Genomic DNA, 17,300 nt, shown 5'->3' with positions numbered 1-17,300 from the left:
ATGCCCGATACCACCGTATTGATTACCGGCGCCACCGGCGCCATCGGCGGCGCCCTGGCCAGACGCTACGCCGCGCCTGACACGCACCTGATCCTGCACGGCCGCCGGCAGGACGCGCTTGAAGCGCTCGCCCGCCACTGCCGTTGCCAGGGTGCCCGGGTCAGCACGTCTTGCGCCGAGCTCACCGACCCCGCGGCGCTGTCCCTGTGGCTGGACGAGGTATCCGCCGCTGCCGTCCCGGATATTGCCATTGCCTGCGCCGGCAAAAACGCCCATCCCTCGGCGCCCGGTGAGCTTGAGCCCGCCGCCGACGCCCAAGCCGTGCTGGCGCTCAACCTGGCCGTGCCCGTGGCCATGGCCCAGCACTTCGTGCCCCCCATGCGCGCCCGGGGCAGCGGCCAGCTCGTGTTCATCAGCTCGCTGGCGGCCTGGTACGGCCTGCCCACCACCCCGACCTACAGCGCCAGCAAGGCCGGCATCAAGGCCTACGCCGAAGGGCTGCGCGGCTGGCTAAAACCCTTTGGTATCGGCGTCAGCGTGGTCATGCCGGGCTATGTGACCTCGTCCATGTGTCAGGCCATGCCCGGCCCCAAGCCCGACGAGTGGCCGCCGACGCGCGCCGCCCGAGTCATTCAGCGCGGCATCCGGGCCAACCGGGCACGTATCGCCTTTCCCTTCTGGCTGAACTGGGGAGCGCGCTGGCTGGGGCTGCTGCCCGCCGGTCTGTCTCAGCGGCTGCTCAAGCGCCTGGGCTACCACCGCCTGCCGGGCGCCGGCGATGAGTAGCCTGCCGCTGGGGCCGCTGCTCATGGGGCTCGCAGGCTCCCTGGTGGTGGAAGCGCTGCTTATACCCCGCCCCCGGCCTTTCTGGCGGCGCGGCGCGGCGGCCGGCGCCGTCCACCTGGGCAGCTGGTGTTTGCTCTGGAGCATTGCCTTCTTGCTGCTCCAGCGCCCCTGGTTCGCCACGGTGACCCTCCTTTCGCTGCAGCTCGTGGTGGTACAGTCCAGCAATACCAAGTCGCGCACGCTGAACGAACCCTTCATCTGCCACGACTTCGAGTATTTCGTTGATGCCATCCGCCACCCGCGCCTGTACGTGCCGTTTTTCGGTATTGCTCTGGCCGTCGGCGCCAGCCTGGCCGGACTGATCGCCATCGCCGCGTTTTTCCTGCTGGAAGTTAGCTGGCTATACGCGGCCGGATTAACGACCTTTCTGGCGACAGGGCTTGCGCTCTGCGCCCTCGGTGCCGCCTTCATCGCCGCCGGCGTTGCCGGCCTGCCCAAGCTGACGCTTTACCCCCGGCGCGACCTTGACACCCTAGGGCTCTTTGCCTCGCTGTGGGCGTACGGCATAGCACTGCTGCGCCAGGCGCCGCCGCCGGCGAGCGCCTCGCCTTTTGCCGCGGCCGGCGCGTCGCCTTTATCTGAGCTTGCTGCCACCGATCGCCCCAACGTGGTACTGGTACAAAACGAATCGTTTTCCGACCCGCGAACCTGGTGCCCGGACGTCGCCCGGGGCGTGCTGCCCCAGTGGGACGACACCTGCCGCCAAGCCCGGCAGCACGGCACGCTTGACGTTCCCGCCTGGGGGGCCAACACCGTGCGCACCGAGTGCGCCGTGCTGACCGGCATAGCGCCGGCCGACTGGGGCATTCACCAGTTCAACCCCTATCGCTACCTGGCACGCCGGCCCTTCCCCGGCCTTGCCGCCGCGTTCAAAGCGGCCGGGTATCGCACCGTTTGCGTGCACCCCTACCCGGCGCGCTTTTACTTTCGCCACCGGGTCATGCCCCACCTGGGCTTTGATACCTTTATCGACGACCGGGCGTTTTGCGCGGCAGATAAAAACGGCCAGTACATCGGCGACGCCGCCGTCGCCCGAAAAGTGGCGCAGCTGCTTGCCGAGCACACCGAGGCGCCGCTGTTTGTGTTTGTTATTACCATGGAAAACCACGGCCCGCTGGAGCTTGAGCCGCCCCGTCGTGACCTGCTGGCGGCCACGCTGCCCGGAGCCGGCTGGCCACTGCCCGAGCATCAGCGTAGCCTTGCGGTTTATTTGCGCCACCTGCGCGAAGCCGACGCCATGCTCGGCGCGCTCAACCGAGCGCTTATCCAGGCGCCCCGGCCCGGCCTGCTCGGCTTTTACGGCGACCACGTGCCCATTCTGCCGAAGGCCTACGCCTACTACTCGCCGCCCACCGGCGAGACGCCGTATATGGTATGGTCAACCCGGCAAACCGCCGAGGCAAAGGCCGCCCCTTCGCGGCTGGCGGCACAGGCGCTTGGCAGCGCGCTGCTCCGCCACGCCGGGGCCCCGTCACCCGCTTATAAAAACGTCGATATCGAGAACGATTTATGAACAAACGCGTTGCCATTATTGGCGCCGCTTATCGCTTCCCCGGCACCGCTTCAGAGACGTTCTGGCAAGGCCTGCAAGACGGCAAGGATCTCGTCACCAAGGTCGCGCCCGACCGCTGGAGCCAGGAGGCCTTCTGGCATCCTGATCGCCGCCATCCCGGCACCAGCGTCAGCTTTGCCGCCGGCAGCCTGGGCGACGTCAGCGGCTTTGACGCGGATTTTTTCGGCATTTCCCCCCGGGAAGCGGCCCACATGGACCCCCAGCAGCGCATCATGCTCGAGCTTGCCTGGGAAGGGTTTGAAGACGCGGGCATCCCGCCCTCAGCCCTGCGCGGCAGCCAGTGCGGCGTCTACCTGGGGGTGGCCAGCCTGGACTACGCCTACCGCATGACCGACGATCTCTCCGCGCTGGAGGCCTCGTCGGCCACGGGCAACACGGCGAGCATTGTCGCTAACCGCCTCTCCTACGTGCTTGACCTCCACGGGCCGAGCTTCACCCTGGATACCGCCTGCTCCTCGTCGCTGGTGGCGTTCCACCAGGCCTGCCAGGCCATCGGCAACGGCGACATCTCCATGGCGGTGACCGGCGGCATCAGCCTGCACCTGCATCCGTTCGGCTTTCTGGTCTTCTCCAAGGCCAGCATGCTGTCCGCCTCCGGGCGCTGCCGGGTCTTCGATGAAAGCGGCGATGGCTACGTGCGCTCTGAAGGCGGCGGGCTTTTCGTGCTGAAGGACTACGACCAGGCCGTTGCCGACAACGACCGCATCCTCGCCGTGGTCGCCGGCACGGCGGTCAATACCGACGGCCATAAAAACGGCCTGACGGTGCCCAACCCTACCGCGCAGAGCGAACTGATGCGCCAGGCGTATCGGCAGGCAGGCATTGCCCCGGACGATATCGACTACCTCGAAGCCCACGGTACGGGCACCGCCGTGGGCGACCCGATCGAGGCGCGCGCCATTGGCGAGGCGCTGGCCCAGCAGCGCCGGCGGCCGCTCCCCATCGGCTCGGTCAAAAGCAACCTCGGCCACCTGGAAACCGCCTCGGGCGTTGCCGGCATGGCCAAGGCGCTCTACAGCTTGAGGCACCGTCGGGTGCCCGCCACCATCGGCATTCAAAAGCTCAACCCGGCGATCCACGTCCACGACTGGAATCTGGATATCGTCACCGCCTCGCGGCCGCTGAAGCCCCGGGGCGAGCTGGTGATCGGCGTCAACTCCTTCGGCTTTGGCGGCGCCAACGCCCACGTGATCCTGCGCAGCGCCCCCGATACGCCGGCAGCGGCTGCGAAAGCGCCCTCTGCCGAGGTGCCGGAGGCGCTGCCGGTACGCGTGACCGCCCGCAGCCAGGCGGCGCTCGGCGCCAATGCCGAGCGCCTGGCCGAGACGCTGCGCCGCTCGCCGGACGCCTTTTACGACATGGCCTATTCGCTGAGCCACCACCGCGAGCACCTGCCCCACGGGGCGCTGTGCTTTGCCCGCAGCGCCGACCAGGCGGCGGACGCCCTGGAGCGGTTCGCCGCCGGCGATACCGCTAACGCCGCCGTGGTTCGCGGCGAACGCCTGGCTGCCCCCGCCGGCCCGGTACTGGTGTATTCGGGCAACGGCTGCCAGTGGGCCGCCATGGGCCGCGACCTGCTGGATCACGACGCCGTGTTCGGCGAGCACTTTGACTGCGTTGACGCGCTGTTCCAGCCGTACGCGGGCTTTTCCCTGCGCGCCGAGCTTGAAGGCCGTAACGACGGCCAGGGCGAAGGCAGCCAGCGCCTGGACCATACCGATATCGCCCAGCCTACCCTTTTTGCGCTCCAGGTCGCGCTGACCGAGTGGCTTGCGCACCAGGGCGTCGAGCCCGCTGCCGTCACGGGCCACAGCGTCGGCGAAGTGGCCGCCGCCTGGGCCGCCGGAGCGCTGAGCCTCGCCGATGCGGTCCGGGTCATTTACCTGCGCAGCCACTACCAGGAGACCACCCGGGGCACGGGGGCCATGGCCGCGGTGGCCCTGGGCGCCGAGGCCATACGCGAGTGGCTTGACGACCCCGAATTCAGCGCCGTGGCCCTGGCCGGCATCAACAGCCCCAAGGGGGTCACGCTCGCCGGCCCGGCCGACGCGCTCAAGGTGCTCGAGCAGCGCCTCCACGACGGCGGCATCGTGGCCCGACGGCTGCCGCTGGACTACGCCTTTCACAGCGCGGCTATGGACCCCACCCGCGAAGGCCTGCTCCGGGCGCTGGACGGCCTTGCCCCCGGCGCAACGCGGCTGCCGTTCATCTCCACCGTGACCGGCGAGGCGCTGGCCGGCACCGCGCTGGATGCCCGCTACTGGTGGCACAACATCCGCCGGCCGGTGCTGTTTCATTCGGCCGCGGCAAGCCTGGTGCAGCAGGGCTACAACGTTTTTGTCGAGGTGGGCGCGCACCCGATCCTGCGCCGCTACCTCAGCGAAGCGCTGCACGAGCAGCAGCAGAGCGGCCAGGTCATCGCCACCCTGGTACGCCAAGCAGACGGCCCCCTGGCGCTGCGGGAGAGCCTGGGCAAGCTGCTGCTAAGCGGCAGCGTGCCGGATACCCGGCGCTTTTTCCCCGTCCCGGGGAAAAGCGTCGCGCTGCCGCACTACGCCTGGCAGCGAACGTCCCACTGGGTTGCCGATACCGCGGACAGCCTGGGGCAGCTCAAGCGCTACTATCAACATCCGCTGCTGGGCTACCCGCTTGCTCAGCAGGACAACGCCTGGGAAAGCCAGCTCGATACCCAGCGCCTCCCCTGGCTTGCGGGCCACGTCGTAGGCGAAGGCGCGGTCTTTCCCGGCGCCGGCTTTGTCGAGCTGGCGCTGGCCGCCGTGCGACAGGAGTCCGCGGCGGCGCTGATCGACGTGGAAGCGCTCGACATCCTCGCGCCGCTGCTGCTGGACGGCGCCCACGGCCGCAGGGTGCGGCTGCACCTGGACCCGGCCGACGGCCGTATGCGCATCGCCTCCCGGGAGCCCGCCGAAGGCCGGGAATGGCAGCGCCACGCCGTTGCCCGGCGCCTGGAAGAAAGCCGCGGCGCGCTGCTCAAGCGCCGCCCGCCCGCGCTTCCCGGGCGCGCTCCGGACTTCACCCGCGCCGACCACCTGGCGCTCGCCGAGCGTATTGGGCTTCACTATAGCGGCGCTTTCCAGGCGCTCAGCCACGGCTGGGTCGAAGGCGACAGCGTCATCGGCGAGCTGGCCCTGGACGACGCCATGCGCGCCCAGCAGGAAACTCTTCACCTGCATCCGGGGCTTCTGGACAGCGCCTTCCAGCTGTTTATTCCGCTGCTGGCGGAGCAGAACGACGCCGCCGGGGAGCCGCTGGCCTTTGTCCCGGTGCGCCTCGAGCGCATTCAAACAAACCTGGACGCCGGCCCCCCGGTGCTGGCCCAGGCCATCATGCGCCGCCGGTCGCCCCACTCCTTCAGCGCCGACTTTTGGCTGTTCGACGCCCGGGGCAACTGCGTCGCCGCAGTCAGCGAAGCGCGCTTCAAGGCCGTACGCCTGGCGCGGCCCAATCGGACCCCGATCCGCTACCTGGATGTCGTGCTCGCCCCGGCGCCGCTGACCGCCGCGCCGCTCGATCTGGATGACGCCGCCCTGGCCAAACTGCTGACCCTGAGCACCGCCTACGCCGAGCGCACCGAAAGCCGCTATTCCCGGGAAGTCGCGCCGCTGCTGGACAGCCTGAGCGACGCCTTTTCCGGCGAGGGGCTGACCCTGGAAGGCGAGGACGAGGCGCTGCCGCCCGAGGAGATCTGGCAGCTGCTGGTGCGCGACTACCCCGACTACTTCGCCCTGACCCAGCTAACCGGGCGGCTGGGCCTGCACCGCGACGCCCTGGCGCGCGGCACCCGGACGCTGGACACCCTGGGAATTACCCCGGGTCAGCTTAGCCGCCTCAGCGCCGCGATTCCCGGCGAGCGCGGCTGGCAGGTGCTCAGCGACGCCCTGGGGGAGCTGCTTGAGAGCGCGCTTGCTGCCCTGCCGAACGGCCAGCGGCTCTCCCTGCTCGAGGCCGGCCCCTGCGCCCCGCTGCTGGGCCAGCGCCTGCTCGAGCGCCTGTCGCCGGCGTCCGACGCCTGGCACTACCGCGCCGTCACCACCCACGATAGCGCCCGCCACCAGGCCCAACAGCTGCAGGAGCGCTTTCCGCTGATCGACCAGCACAGCCTGGACGACGCGGCCGGCGACGACGAACTCCCCTCGCTGGCTCCGGCGCAGCGGGCTCAGCTTGCGCTACTGAGCGTCGATGTGACCCGGCCCGAGGCCAGCCGGCAGCTGATCGTCCGGCTGCCCGAGCTGCTCGCCCCCGGAGCCCAGCTGATGGTGCTGGGAAGCCACCCCCACGCCTGGCTGGACGCCGTGCTGGCCACCCCCGGCATCGACCAGGCGCCGCCGGAACTTGCCACGGTCAGCGAGTGGCTGCGGCAAAGCGGCATGACGGTCGCCGCCCCCGTGCCCCTGGAAAACGGCGATACCGGCATGTACCTGCTGCAGGCGCAGCTGCCCGAAGCAACCCCGGATCTCCCGGCAGACGCCGCCGAGCCGGGGCACTACCTGCTGTGCGCCGACGCGCCCCGGGCCGGGGAAGCCGAGCAGCTGGCACAGGCGCTGCGCCGCCGGGGCGCTAGCGCCAGCCTCGCCGCGACCGGCGCGACCCCGGCGGAGGCGCTGGCAGGCTCACCGCCTTTCACCGACGACCTGCACGTGCTCGACCTTACCGGCCCAGCAACCGAACCGGCTGGGCGCTGCCTGCGCGCTCGCCAATGGATGCTGGCGCTGGAAGAACTGTCTGACCGCGATGCCGCTCGCCAGTCGACGCTGTGGCTAGCCACCCGCGGCGTTGCCGCGCTCTGGGGCGAAAGCGACTCGGCTGACGGCGCGCCGGCCGTTTCCGACGACGCCGCGCTCTGGGGCTTTGGCCGCACCCTGGCCAACGAGGCTCAGGGCCAGGACGTGATGCTGCTGGACCTCCCCGCCGCCCTGACCGCCGAGGCCCTGGCGATCTGCGCCGCTACGCTGCTCGCCCCGGACGACAATAACGAGCTGGTGATCACCGCCGGCGGCGAGCGTTTTGCCACCCGATTGCGCACGCGGCCGACCCCCGGCGACGCGCCCCACGCGGGCCCGGCGGCGTCCAATCAGGCCATGGCGCTGGGCTTCAGTATGCCCGGCCAGCTGCGCAACCTGACGTGGCAGCCGCAGACGCTGCCCGAGCTGCAGGCCAACGATATCGAAGTGCAGGTCAAAGCCACCGGCCTCAACTTCCGCGACGTCATGTACACCCTGGGGCTGCTCGCGGATGAAGCGATCGAAAACGGCTTTGCCGGGCCGACGCTGGGGCTGGAGTTTGCCGGCGAAGTCGTCCGCGCAGGCGCGAGCGTCACCGATCTGACCCCCGGCCAGGCCGTAGTCGGCTTCGGCCCGGCAAGCTTCAGCGACCGGGTCATCGCCAAGCGCGAGAGCGTCGCCCCCCTACCCGAGCACATCGGCTACGCCGCGGCGGCGACGATTCCGACCGCCTTCTTTACCGTTTACTACGCACTCAAACACCTGGCGCGGCTAGAGCCCGGCGAAAAAGTGCTGATCCACGGCGCCGCCGGCGGCGTGGGCATTGCCGCGGTGCAGATCGCCCGCTGGCTGGGCGCGGAGATTTACGCGACCGCCGGCTCCCCGGACAAGCACGACTTTTTACAGCTAATGGGCATTACCCGGCGCTACGACTCGCGCTCGCTCACCTTTGCCGAAGATATTCTTGAAGACACGCTCGAAGACACCCGGGGCGCAGGCGTCGACGTTGTGCTCAATTCGCTGGCCGGCGAAGCGATCAATCAGAACCTGCGCGTGCTGCGCCCCTTCGGCCGCTTTCTGGAGCTGGGCAAGCGCGATTTCTACGACAACACCCACGTCGGCCTGCGGCCGTTTCGCAACAACCTGAGCTACTTCGGGATCGACTCGGACCAGCTGATGCAGGTCCAGCCCGAGCTGACCCGGCGGCTGTTCAACGAGATGATGGCGCTGTTCAACGACGGCACGCTGCACCCGCTACCGTATACCCGGTTTGCCCACCCTCAGGTGGTGGATGCCTTCCGCTACATGCAGCAGGCCCGGCAAATCGGCAAGGTCGTGGTCACCTACGATGATGCCCGGGCGCAAGCGCCCGCCAGCCAACCCGCCACCGGCCGAGCCGCTACCTCGCTTGAGCTGTCGGCCGATGCCAGCTACCTGGTCACCGGCGGCCTCTCGGGTTTTGGCCTGAAAACCGCCCGGTGGCTCGTCGACAAGGGCGCGCGCAGGTTGATTCTGCTCAGCCGCCGCGGCCCGCAAAGCGAGGAGGCACAAACCGCCCTGGCCGCCTTTGCCCGCCAGGGCGTCGAGGTGCTCGCCGAGGCCTGCGACGTCACCTGCCGCGACGCTCTGGCCGGCGTTATCCAGCGCGGCCAGGACGAGCTCGGCCCCCTGGCCGGCGTCGTCCACGCCGCCACGGTGATCGAGGACGGGCTCGTCCGCCACCTTGAACCCGAAACGCTCAGCGCCGTGCTTGCCCCCAAGATCGACGGCGCCCGGCACCTGGACGCCCTGACGCGCGCTCTGCCGCTGGACTTTTTCGTGGCCTACTCGTCGGCCACCACGCTGTTCGGCAACCCCGGGCAGGCGAGCTACGTGGCCGCCAACCACTGGCTGGAAGGGCTGGTGGCGGCGCGGCGGCAGGCCGGGCTGCCGGCCACCGGCGTGCGCTGGGGCGCGATCGAAGACGTTGGCTTTCTGGCACGCAACGCCCGCACCCGGGAGGCGCTGCAGGAGCGCCTGGGCGGCCATGCCCTGCACTCCGACGAGGCGCTGGCGATACTCGAACAGGTACTGCTGGCCGACAGCGCAAGCCTCGGCGTGCTCGAGCTTGACTGGGGCGCGCTGTCGCGCTTTTTGCCCACCGCCCGGGCCGCACGCTTTGACGAGCTGGCCCGCACCGGGGATGATGCCCCCGGTCAGGAGACCCGGGAGGATATCGGCGCCCTGCTGCTGACGCTGCCGCCGGACGAGCAGTACGCAACCCTGGTGGAGGTGCTGCGCGCCGAGCTTGCCGGTATCCTGCTGCTTGACGAAAGCGGCATCGACGTCGATCGCTCCGTTTACGACATGGGCTTTGACTCGCTCATGGGCGTCGAGCTGATGACCGCGCTGGAAAGCCGCCTGGGCGTTCAGCTTCCGGTGATGGTGCTTGGCGAAGCCTCGACCGTGGCCCGGCTGGCCACGGTGCTACAGCAGAGGATTCAGCAGAAAGGCGACGGCGAGGAGACAACGGAAAACGCCCAGGCCCTGGAAACGCTGGCCGAGCGCCACGGCGTCGATACGCTGGATGACAGCTGACCAACGGGCATTACGATCAACGGGCACACGACATGGAAGACTCAACGTTAAAGCAGAAGCTCCTGGCCCGGGCCAGGCGCCGGTCGTCACCGCGCGCGGCCGAAGCGACGGGCGGCGAGCGCCCGGCCCCGTCCACCGGCAACCCGGCGGGCGATTATCGCACCTGGACCGACTTTACCGCGCACCCCGGCTACCAGCACCTGGCGCTGATGCGTCAGGGCGCCAGCCGGCTGGGCCTGACCGATCCGTTTTTCAAGGTACACGAAGGCACGGCCGGCGCCACCAGCACGCTCGAGGGTCAGACCTTCATCAACTTTGCCAGCTATAACTATCTGGGCTATTCCGGCGACCCCCGGGTGAACCAGGCGGCCCGGGACGCCGTGGAGCGCTACGGCACCTCGGTATCCGCCAGCCGGGCGGTGTCCGGCGAGCGCCCTATCCACCAGGCGCTGGAGCAGGCCCTGGCCGACGTCTACGGGGCCGAGGACGCCGTCGCCTTTGTCAGCGGCCACGCCACCAACGTTTCCACCCTTGGCTACCTGCTCGGCCCCAGAGACCTGGTGCTCCACGACGAGTACATCCACAATAGCTCGCTCGTCGGTACCCAGCTGTCCGGCGCCAAGCGAATGCCCTTCAAGCACAATGATCCCCAGAGCCTTGAGGCGCTGCTCGCGCGCCATCGTCACCGCTTCGAGCGCGTGCTGGTCATCATCGAAGGGCTTTACAGCATGGACGGCGATGCGCCCGACCTGGCCCGCTTCGCTTCGCTGAAAAAGCACCACGAGGCCTGGCTGATGGTCGACGAGGCGCACGCTCTGGGCGTGCTGGGCGAGCGCGGCCGCGGGCTTTACGAGCATTGCGGCACCGCGCCCGACGACGTCGACATCTGGATGGGTACCCTGAGCAAGACGCTGGCCGGCTGTGGGGGCTATATTGCCGGTTCCAGGCCGCTGGTGGAAATGCTGCGCTATTTCGCGCCGGGCTTTTTATACAGCGTGGGGATGCCGGCCCAGGTGGCCGCCCCGGCGCTCAAGGCGCTCGAACTGATGCGCGCCGAGCCCGAACGAGTGGCCCGGCTGCACGCTATTTCGGGCTACTTTCTCGCTCAGGCGCAAAAGCGCGGGCTGGATACCGGCTACAGCATCGGCGCGGCCGTGGTGCCGGTCATTGTCGGCAACTCCCCCCAGGCCACCCGGCTGTGCCAGGCGCTGTTCGATCAGGGTATCAACGTCCAGCCAATCGTGTATCCTGCCGTGCCGGAAAACAGCGCCCGACTGCGTTTCTTTCTCTCCTGCGACCATACCCAGGAGCAGATCGACCGCACGCTGGACATTCTTCAGCAGCAGCTTGACGACGCCAACACGCCACGGTGAAGAGGAGACGGCCTATCTGTCAGGATACGCAGACACCCAACGCCCCAAAAGCCGCCTGGTACGTCATTCAGTGCAAGGCCGGCGAGTCCTTTCGCGCCGCCGAGCACCTGTCCTATCAGGGCTACCGGGTATTTCACCCGGTGCTTGAGCGCAAGCGCCGCCGGCGAGGCAAGCTGACCCCGGTGTGCGAGCCGCTGTTTCCGTTTTATCTGTTTATCCGGCTCGACCAGATCAACAGCAACTGGCGCCCGATCCGCTCCACCCGGGGGGTACTGCGCATTGTCAGCTTCGGCAATATTCCCGCCGCAGTGCCCGACGCGCTGGTCGAGCAGCTGGAAACCTGCCCTCACGACACCGACGGCCCCCACAGCCGCTTTTCTGCCGGCGACCGCGTCAATATTGCCGACGGGCCGTTCAAGGGCCTGGAAGCCGTCTTCCAGTACGCCAAGGGCACCGAGCGCGCCGTGATACTGCTCAACATGCTGCAGCAGCAGCGCCCGGTCGAAGTGCCCAGCGACCACCTGATTCCCTAGGCGCCATCACACCACCCTCTACCAGCAAACCCGAGATAGCTTCGCTTCGCTCGCTATGACACAGCAGGGGGTGCTCGCCACGACACAACAGCCTTGTGCACGCCTCCCACCACCGTCTTCGCGAGGAGCGCAGCGACGTGGCGATCTCATACTTGCGGTGGACTTTTCCCTCTACCGTCATCGCGAGGAGCGCAGGCGACGTGGCGATCTCGTATGTGCGGTGGCGCTATAAGCGGTTCTTCGTCGTTTCATGTGGATTTGGCCTGATCGAACAGGCGCCCCACCGGGCTGCCAATCAGGTAGATCATGGCGATGAAGTTGGCCTCGTTCCGGTAACCCCGTGCGCGTGACCGAGCCGCCTGAAACAGACCGTTCATGCCTTCCAGTCGTGCGTTCGTCAGTCCCGAAATCCAACGCCTGACCACCGCATCGGCGTGGCGCTCCAACGTCGCCAGGGCTTTTCCCATCGGCTTCAGCAATGGCTTCTCCGAGACCGCCGCCTTCATGACCTTGAGGTAGTTCGTGATGCGCCATCGAGCCGCGCGTGGCGTCGGCGCCTTCTGGATCCAGCGCAGCTTCTCCTTGATCACCCAGGCATCGGACGTGGCGCTCTGGTCAGCCACCAGCTCCTGGAGCGCCGCCAGCTGCTTGGGCGTCAGGTTCTCGTTTTCCAGGCTCTTCAGCAGGGCCCAGCGCAGCGACTTGGGGTGTTCCTGCTCGCGGCGCTCCTTCTTGCGCACCTCGTCTAGCCGCTTGGTGAAGGTCTGCACGATATGGAACCAGTCGACCGTGACCTCGGCCTTGGGAAGGTACTCAGCCACGCCGCTGAGGAAGGCTTGTGACATGTCGCAGACGACCTCGACCACGTTGTCCGGATCGCCGCCATGGGCCGCCAGGAAGGCGCTAAAGGCCTTGATGGCGTCCTTGCCGTGGCCGGGGACGGCGAAGATCACCGGTTCCTGCTTGCGTTGCATATCAAGGAACACCGTCACATAGCGCTGGCCACGCCGGGACGCGGTTTCGTCCACGCCAACGGTGGCCACGTTGCTCAGATCCAGCTGCCCCAGCATCCGACCGACGTAGTGATGCACGATGCGCCACAGCCGCTTGTCGGAGATCTCCAGCTGTCGGGAGACGGCCAACACCGGCATCTCCTTGACCAGTGACATGGCCGCCTGCTCGAACAGCAGGGTGAAGTCGCTGCCCGGCCTCGCCCAAGGGACCTCGATACGCTTGACGCCATGCTCCGGGCACTTGGTACGCGGCACGCGAGCATGCAAGTAGCAGTGATGCTGGAAGAAGTTCAGGTGCCGCCACGTCTTGTCAGCGAAGTCATGAGCCGGACAGGCCTCGCCGCACTCAGGGCAGGGGTAGAGGCTGCCACGCTCGGCCTCGACGTAGAGGTCCAGACGGTGGGGCGATACGGAGGTGTCCAGGTGCTGGTCCTTGAGAATCCAGGGCGCTTCCAAGCCCAGGCCGAGGGTCAGAATCTGGGTGCCGTCCATGTCATACCTCCTGTCGTCGTGGAGGTCATATTCTGGCCCAGCTCAGGGGGCGAATTCCACACCCAACGACGAAGAGCCCTATAAGCAAACCCCGAGATAGCCACGCTTCGCTCGCTATGACACAGGAGGGGGTTCTCGCCACGACACAACAGCCTTGTGCACGCCTCCCATCACCGTCGTCGCGAGGAGCGCAGGCGACGTGGCGATCTCATACTTGCGGTGGACTTTTCCCTCTACCGTCATCGCGAGGAGCGCAGGCGACGTGGCGATCTCATACTTGCGATGGCACTTTTCCCTCCACCGTCATCGCGAGGAGCGCAGCGACGTGGCGATCTCATACTTGCGATGGCACTTTTCCCTCCACCGTCATCGCGAGGAGCGCAGCGACGTGGCGATCTCCTTGCTATGCTCTCTTCTACCGCCCCCAGACCACAAAGTGCGGGTTCAGCGTTTGTTTAGGGTTGGCATAGTTGAGCGGCGTACCGTCCAGCTGGGCGACGCAGCCGCCGGCCTGCTCTACCACGGCCTGGGCGGCACCGGTATCCCACAGGCTGGTCGGCCCCAGGCGCGGGTAGACGTCGGCCTTGCCTTCTGCCACCAGGCACAGCTTGAGCGAGCTGCCCATGGGGTGCAGCTCGTGTTTGCCCAGCCTGTTGAGCCAGGCTTGCAGTGCCCGGCTGGGGTGAGAGCGGCTGCCGACCACGCGCCAGGTCTCGCCGAGCGCCGGCTTGGCTGCGGCGTGAATACGCTGGCGCGTGCCGTCGGCTTTTCTTTTATACGCGCCCAGCCCCAGCGCGGCCGCGTAGGCGGTTTGTAGCGCCGGGGCCACCACCACGCCCAGCACCACGCGCCCCTGGGTCACCAGCGCGATATTTACGGTAAACTCGCCGTTACGCTTGATGAACTCCTTGGTGCCGTCCAGCGGGTCCACCAGCCAATAGCGGCCCTTTGCGTCCGGACCGTCAAAGCCGTCCACGTCCTCTTCGGACAGCACGGGAATGCCGTCCTGGCGCTCGGCAAGCTCCTGGACAATGATGTTATGAGCCGCTTTATCCGCTTCGGTCAGCGGGCTCTTGTCGTCTTTTTCTTCCACGCTGAAGTCGCGCGCGTAGATATCCATGATGGCGTTGCCTGCCCGGCGGGCAATGGCTTCAATCGACTCCAGCAATCTCTGGTCTACTATTTTCATATCAGCCGCCTTTGTCAGGTCACCGAAGCCGCCGGCATGTCGATTGGCCGGCGGCGATTGCTTGGTACCCGTTTCGGGTCGCTTTCCCTCTGTTACCAACTAGCGTATCAGATCACGCTCGCGCAGCACGGCAATCACGGCATCGGCCGCCTCTTCTTCGCTCATGCCGGCAGTGGGCAGATGAATTTCCGGCGCCTCCGGCGCCTCGTAGTCCGAATCAATGCCGGTAAAGTTCTTCAGCTCGCCGCGGCGGGCCTTGAGATACAGACCCTTGGGATCCCGGGACTCGGCGACGTCCAGGGGCACATCCACGTGTATCTCGATAAATTCGCCGTCGTCAAGCAGGTCCCGCGCCAGCTGGCGCTCATCACGAAACGGCGAAATAAACGCCGACAGCACGATCAGCCCCGCATCCACCATCAGCTTGCCCACTTCGGCAACCCGGCGGATATTTTCCACGCGGTCGGCATCGGTGAAACCCAAATCGCGGTTGAGGCCGTGGCGCACGTTATCGCCGTCCAGCAGATAGGTATGTTGCCCCTGGGCGTACAGCCGCTTTTCCACCAGGTTGGCAATGCTTGACTTGCCTGCCCCCGAAAGCCCGGTGAACCAGAGCACCGCCGGCTTCTGGTGCTTGGCAGTGGCGCGCGCCTGCTTGTTGATATCCACGTGCTGCATGTGGATGTTGTCGCTGCGCCGCAGGGCAAAATGCAGCATGCCCGCGCCCACGGTATTGTTCGTCATCCGGTCGATGAGAATAAAGCCGCCGGTATCCTGGCTCTGCTCGAACGCGTCAAACGCGACCGCCTTATTCACGCTCAGCGTGCACACGCCGATGCCGTTGAGCTCCAGCTGCTTGCCCGCGGTATGCTCCAGGGTATTGACGTTGATCTGGTATTTGATGTCGGTCACGGTAGCGGATACCAGCTGCGTGCCCAGCTTCATCAGGTACGGCCGGCCGGGCAGCAGCGGCTCGTCGTGCATCCACACCAGCGAGGTTTCAAACTGGTCGGCGGTGTGGGCCGGCTGGTCAACGCCGGAAATCACGTCCCCGCGGGAGATGTCGATTTCGTCTTCCAGCAGCAGCGTGACCGACTGGCCGGCCACGGCCTCGTCGAGATCACCGTCGAAGGTATAAATCCGCGACACCTGGCTGCCGCTGCCCGAGGGCTGAACGCGAATCGCGTCGCCGGGCTTTACCACCCCGCTGGTAATCATGCCGCTAAAGCCGCGGAAATCCAGGTCAGGGCGGTTGACCCACTGCACCGGCATGCGCAGCGGCGCCTGCTGCAGCGCTTCGTCCTCGATCTCGACGGTTTCCAGGTAGCCCATCAGCGTGGTGCCGTGGTACCAGGGCATGTTGGCGCTTTGCTCGGTGATGTTATCGCCCTTGAGCGCCGACAGCGGAATAAAGGTAATATTCTCGAGCCCCAGCTGCTCGGCAAATTCGCGATACTCGTCGACGATGGCGTTGTAGCGATCTTCGGCGTAGTCCACCAGGTCCATCTTGTTGATCGCCACCGCCACGTGGCGCATCCCCATCAGCGCCATCAAGAAGCTGTGGCGCCGGGTCTGGGTCTGGATGCCGTGGCGCGCGTCGACCATCAGGATCGCCGCGTCGGCGGTCGAGGCGCCGGTGACCATATTGCGGGTGTACTGCTCGTGCCCCGGGGTGTCGGCCACGATGAACTTGCGCTTGTCGGTGGAGAAAAACCGGTAAGCGACATCGATGGTGATGCCCTGCTCGCGCTCGGCGGCCAGGCCGTCGACCAGCAGCGCCAAATCCAGCTCGTCGCCCTGGGTGCCAAACTTGCGGGAGTCCGCCTCGATGGAGGCCAGCTGGTCTTCAAACAGCAGCTTGGACTCAAACAGCAGCCGGCCGATCAGCGTGCTCTTGCCGTCGTCCACGCTGCCGCAGGTGATAAAGCGCAAAAGCCCCTTGTGCTCGTGCGTCTTCAGGTACTGGTCAATATCGTCGGCGATCAGGTTGGATGCGTGCGCCATTAGAAATACCCCTCTTGCTTTTTCTTCTCCATGGACGCGGCGCTGTCGTTATCAATCACGCGGCCCTGGCGTTCTGACGTATGGGTGAGCAGCATTTCCTGAATGATGGCCGGCAGCGTATCGGCGTCGGACTCGATCGCTCCGGTTAGCGGATAGCAGCCCAGGGTGCGAAAGCGCACCTTGCGCATCATGGGCACTTCGCCGGGCTCCAGCGGCAGGCGCTCGTCGTCCACCATGATCAACGTCCCGTCGCGCTCGACCACCGGTCGCTCGGCGGAATAGTAAAGCGGCACAATGGGAATGCCCTGCAGGTGGATGTACTGCCAGATATCCAGCTCCGTCCAGTTGGACAGCGGGAACACGCGGATGGACTCGCCCTGGTGCCGGCGGGTGTTGAACAGCTTCCACAGCTCGGGGCGCTGGTTTTTGGGATCCCAGCGGTGCTGCGCGGTGCGGAAGGAAAATATCCGCTCCTTGGCCCGGGACTTTTCCTCGTCACGCCGGGCGCCGCCGAACGCCGCATCAAACCCGTACTTGTCCAGCGCCTGCTTGAGGCCCTCGGTCTTCATCACGTCGGTATGGATCGCCGAGCCGTGGGTAAAGGGGTTGATGTCTTTTTCGATGCCTTCGGGGTTGACGTGGACCAGCAGCTCCATGCCGCTTTCTCTGGCCATCCGGTCGCGAAACTCGTACATCGCGCGAAACTTATAGCGCGTATCCACGTGCAGCAGCGGAAACGGCGGCGGCGCCGGCGCAAACGCCTTGCGTGCCAGGTGCAGCATCACCGCGCTGTCCTTGCCCACGGAATAGAGCATCACCGGATTTTCCGTCTCGGCGACCACCTCCCGCATGATCTGGATGCTTTCGGCTTCCAGCCGTTGTAAGTGGGTCAGCGATGTCATGTCATGGATTTCCTTGATTGATAAAGCGTTCTTCGCAGTCTGCTACACCAGGGCTA

The 17,300-nt window shown here is 66.7% G+C and carries 9 protein-coding genes; 5 read left to right on the top strand and 4 right to left on the bottom strand.

The window, feature by feature from the left end; translation table 11 throughout:
• From ACZ46Y_RS05440 to rfaH, 5 genes are read left to right on the top strand one after another with little or no spacing between them, the layout of a single operon-like run.
• The gene (locus ACZ46Y_RS05440) at nt 1–786 is read left to right on the top strand and encodes an SDR family NAD(P)-dependent oxidoreductase (RefSeq protein ID WP_311956593.1); all 786 of its coding nucleotides are present in this window, start codon (nt 1–3) and stop codon (nt 784–786) included.
• Entirely contained in the window at nt 779–2,359 is a 1,581-nt protein-coding gene (locus tag ACZ46Y_RS05435) for an LTA synthase family protein (protein WP_311956592.1), read from the top strand. Before ACZ46Y_RS05440 ends, ACZ46Y_RS05435 begins: the two co-directional genes overlap by 8 nt.
• A complete protein-coding gene (locus ACZ46Y_RS05430) occupies nt 2,356–9,738 on the top strand; it encodes a type I polyketide synthase (RefSeq protein WP_311956591.1) in 7,383 nt (2,460 codons plus the stop codon). The genes ACZ46Y_RS05435 and ACZ46Y_RS05430 overlap by 4 nt, the downstream gene beginning before the upstream one ends.
• Before the next feature lie 32 nt (nt 9,739–9,770).
• Nucleotides 9,771–11,111 carry an aminotransferase class I/II-fold pyridoxal phosphate-dependent enzyme gene (locus tag ACZ46Y_RS05425; protein ID WP_311956590.1) on the top strand — a complete coding sequence of 447 codons (1,341 nt, stop codon included), beginning with the start codon at nt 9,771–9,773 and terminating at the stop codon, nt 11,109–11,111.
• On the top strand, nt 11,108–11,644 hold the full coding sequence (gene rfaH / locus ACZ46Y_RS05420; protein WP_311956589.1) for a transcription/translation regulatory transformer protein RfaH: 537 nt from the start codon (nt 11,108–11,110) through the stop codon (nt 11,642–11,644). Before ACZ46Y_RS05425 ends, rfaH begins: the two co-directional genes overlap by 4 nt.
• Nucleotides 11,645–11,892: 248 nt before the next feature.
• Here rfaH and ACZ46Y_RS05415 read toward each other — a convergent pair whose 3' ends face one another.
• The 4 genes from ACZ46Y_RS05415 to cysD form a co-directional block, all read right to left on the bottom strand.
• Complete coding sequence (locus ACZ46Y_RS05415; protein ID WP_464380080.1) at nt 11,893–13,149, bottom strand: ISL3 family transposase; 1,257 nt, start codon at nt 13,147–13,149, stop codon at nt 11,893–11,895.
• Between the two features lie 415 nt (nt 13,150–13,564).
• Nucleotides 13,565–14,338, bottom strand: a complete 774-nt coding sequence (gene cysQ / locus ACZ46Y_RS05410; protein WP_311957059.1) for a 3'(2'),5'-bisphosphate nucleotidase CysQ — start codon at nt 14,336–14,338, stop codon at nt 13,565–13,567.
• Nucleotides 14,339–14,437: 99 nt separating this feature from the next.
• Nucleotides 14,438–16,342, bottom strand: coding sequence for a sulfate adenylyltransferase subunit CysN (gene cysN, locus ACZ46Y_RS05405; RefSeq protein WP_311957057.1), 1,905 nt, complete (start codon nt 16,340–16,342; stop codon nt 14,438–14,440).
• Nucleotides 16,342–17,244: a sulfate adenylyltransferase subunit CysD gene (cysD, locus tag ACZ46Y_RS05400; RefSeq protein ID WP_311957056.1), complete on the bottom strand. Its 903-nt coding sequence runs from the start codon at nt 17,242–17,244 to the stop codon at nt 16,342–16,344. The genes cysN and cysD overlap by 1 nt, the downstream gene beginning before the upstream one ends.
• Between the last annotated feature and the right edge of the window lie 56 nt (nt 17,245–17,300).

It is taken from the genome of Halomonas garicola (genome assembly GCF_055382465.1).
This window is presented reverse-complemented; position numbering and strand designations above follow the sequence as displayed.

Excerpts from the sequence above, each read along its gene's own strand:
- ACZ46Y_RS05415 (WP_464380080.1), bottom strand. The coding sequence starts at position 13,149 with ATGGACGGCACCCAGATTCTGACCCTCGGCCTGGGCTTGGAAGCGCCC.
- ACZ46Y_RS05435 (WP_311956592.1), top strand. The coding sequence starts at position 779 with ATGAGTAGCCTGCCGCTGGGGCCGCTGCTCATGGGGCTCGCAGGCTCC.
- ACZ46Y_RS05440 (WP_311956593.1), top strand. The coding sequence starts at position 1 with ATGCCCGATACCACCGTATTGATTACCGGCGCCACCGGCGCCATCGGC.
- cysQ (WP_311957059.1), bottom strand. The coding sequence starts at position 14,338 with ATGAAAATAGTAGACCAGAGATTGCTGGAGTCGATTGAAGCCATTGCC.
- ACZ46Y_RS05430 (WP_311956591.1), top strand. The coding sequence starts at position 2,356 with ATGAACAAACGCGTTGCCATTATTGGCGCCGCTTATCGCTTCCCCGGC.
- cysN (WP_311957057.1), bottom strand. The coding sequence starts at position 16,342 with ATGGCGCACGCATCCAACCTGATCGCCGACGATATTGACCAGTACCTG.
- cysD (WP_311957056.1), bottom strand. The coding sequence starts at position 17,244 with ATGACATCGCTGACCCACTTACAACGGCTGGAAGCCGAAAGCATCCAG.
- ACZ46Y_RS05425 (WP_311956590.1), top strand. The coding sequence starts at position 9,771 with ATGGAAGACTCAACGTTAAAGCAGAAGCTCCTGGCCCGGGCCAGGCGC.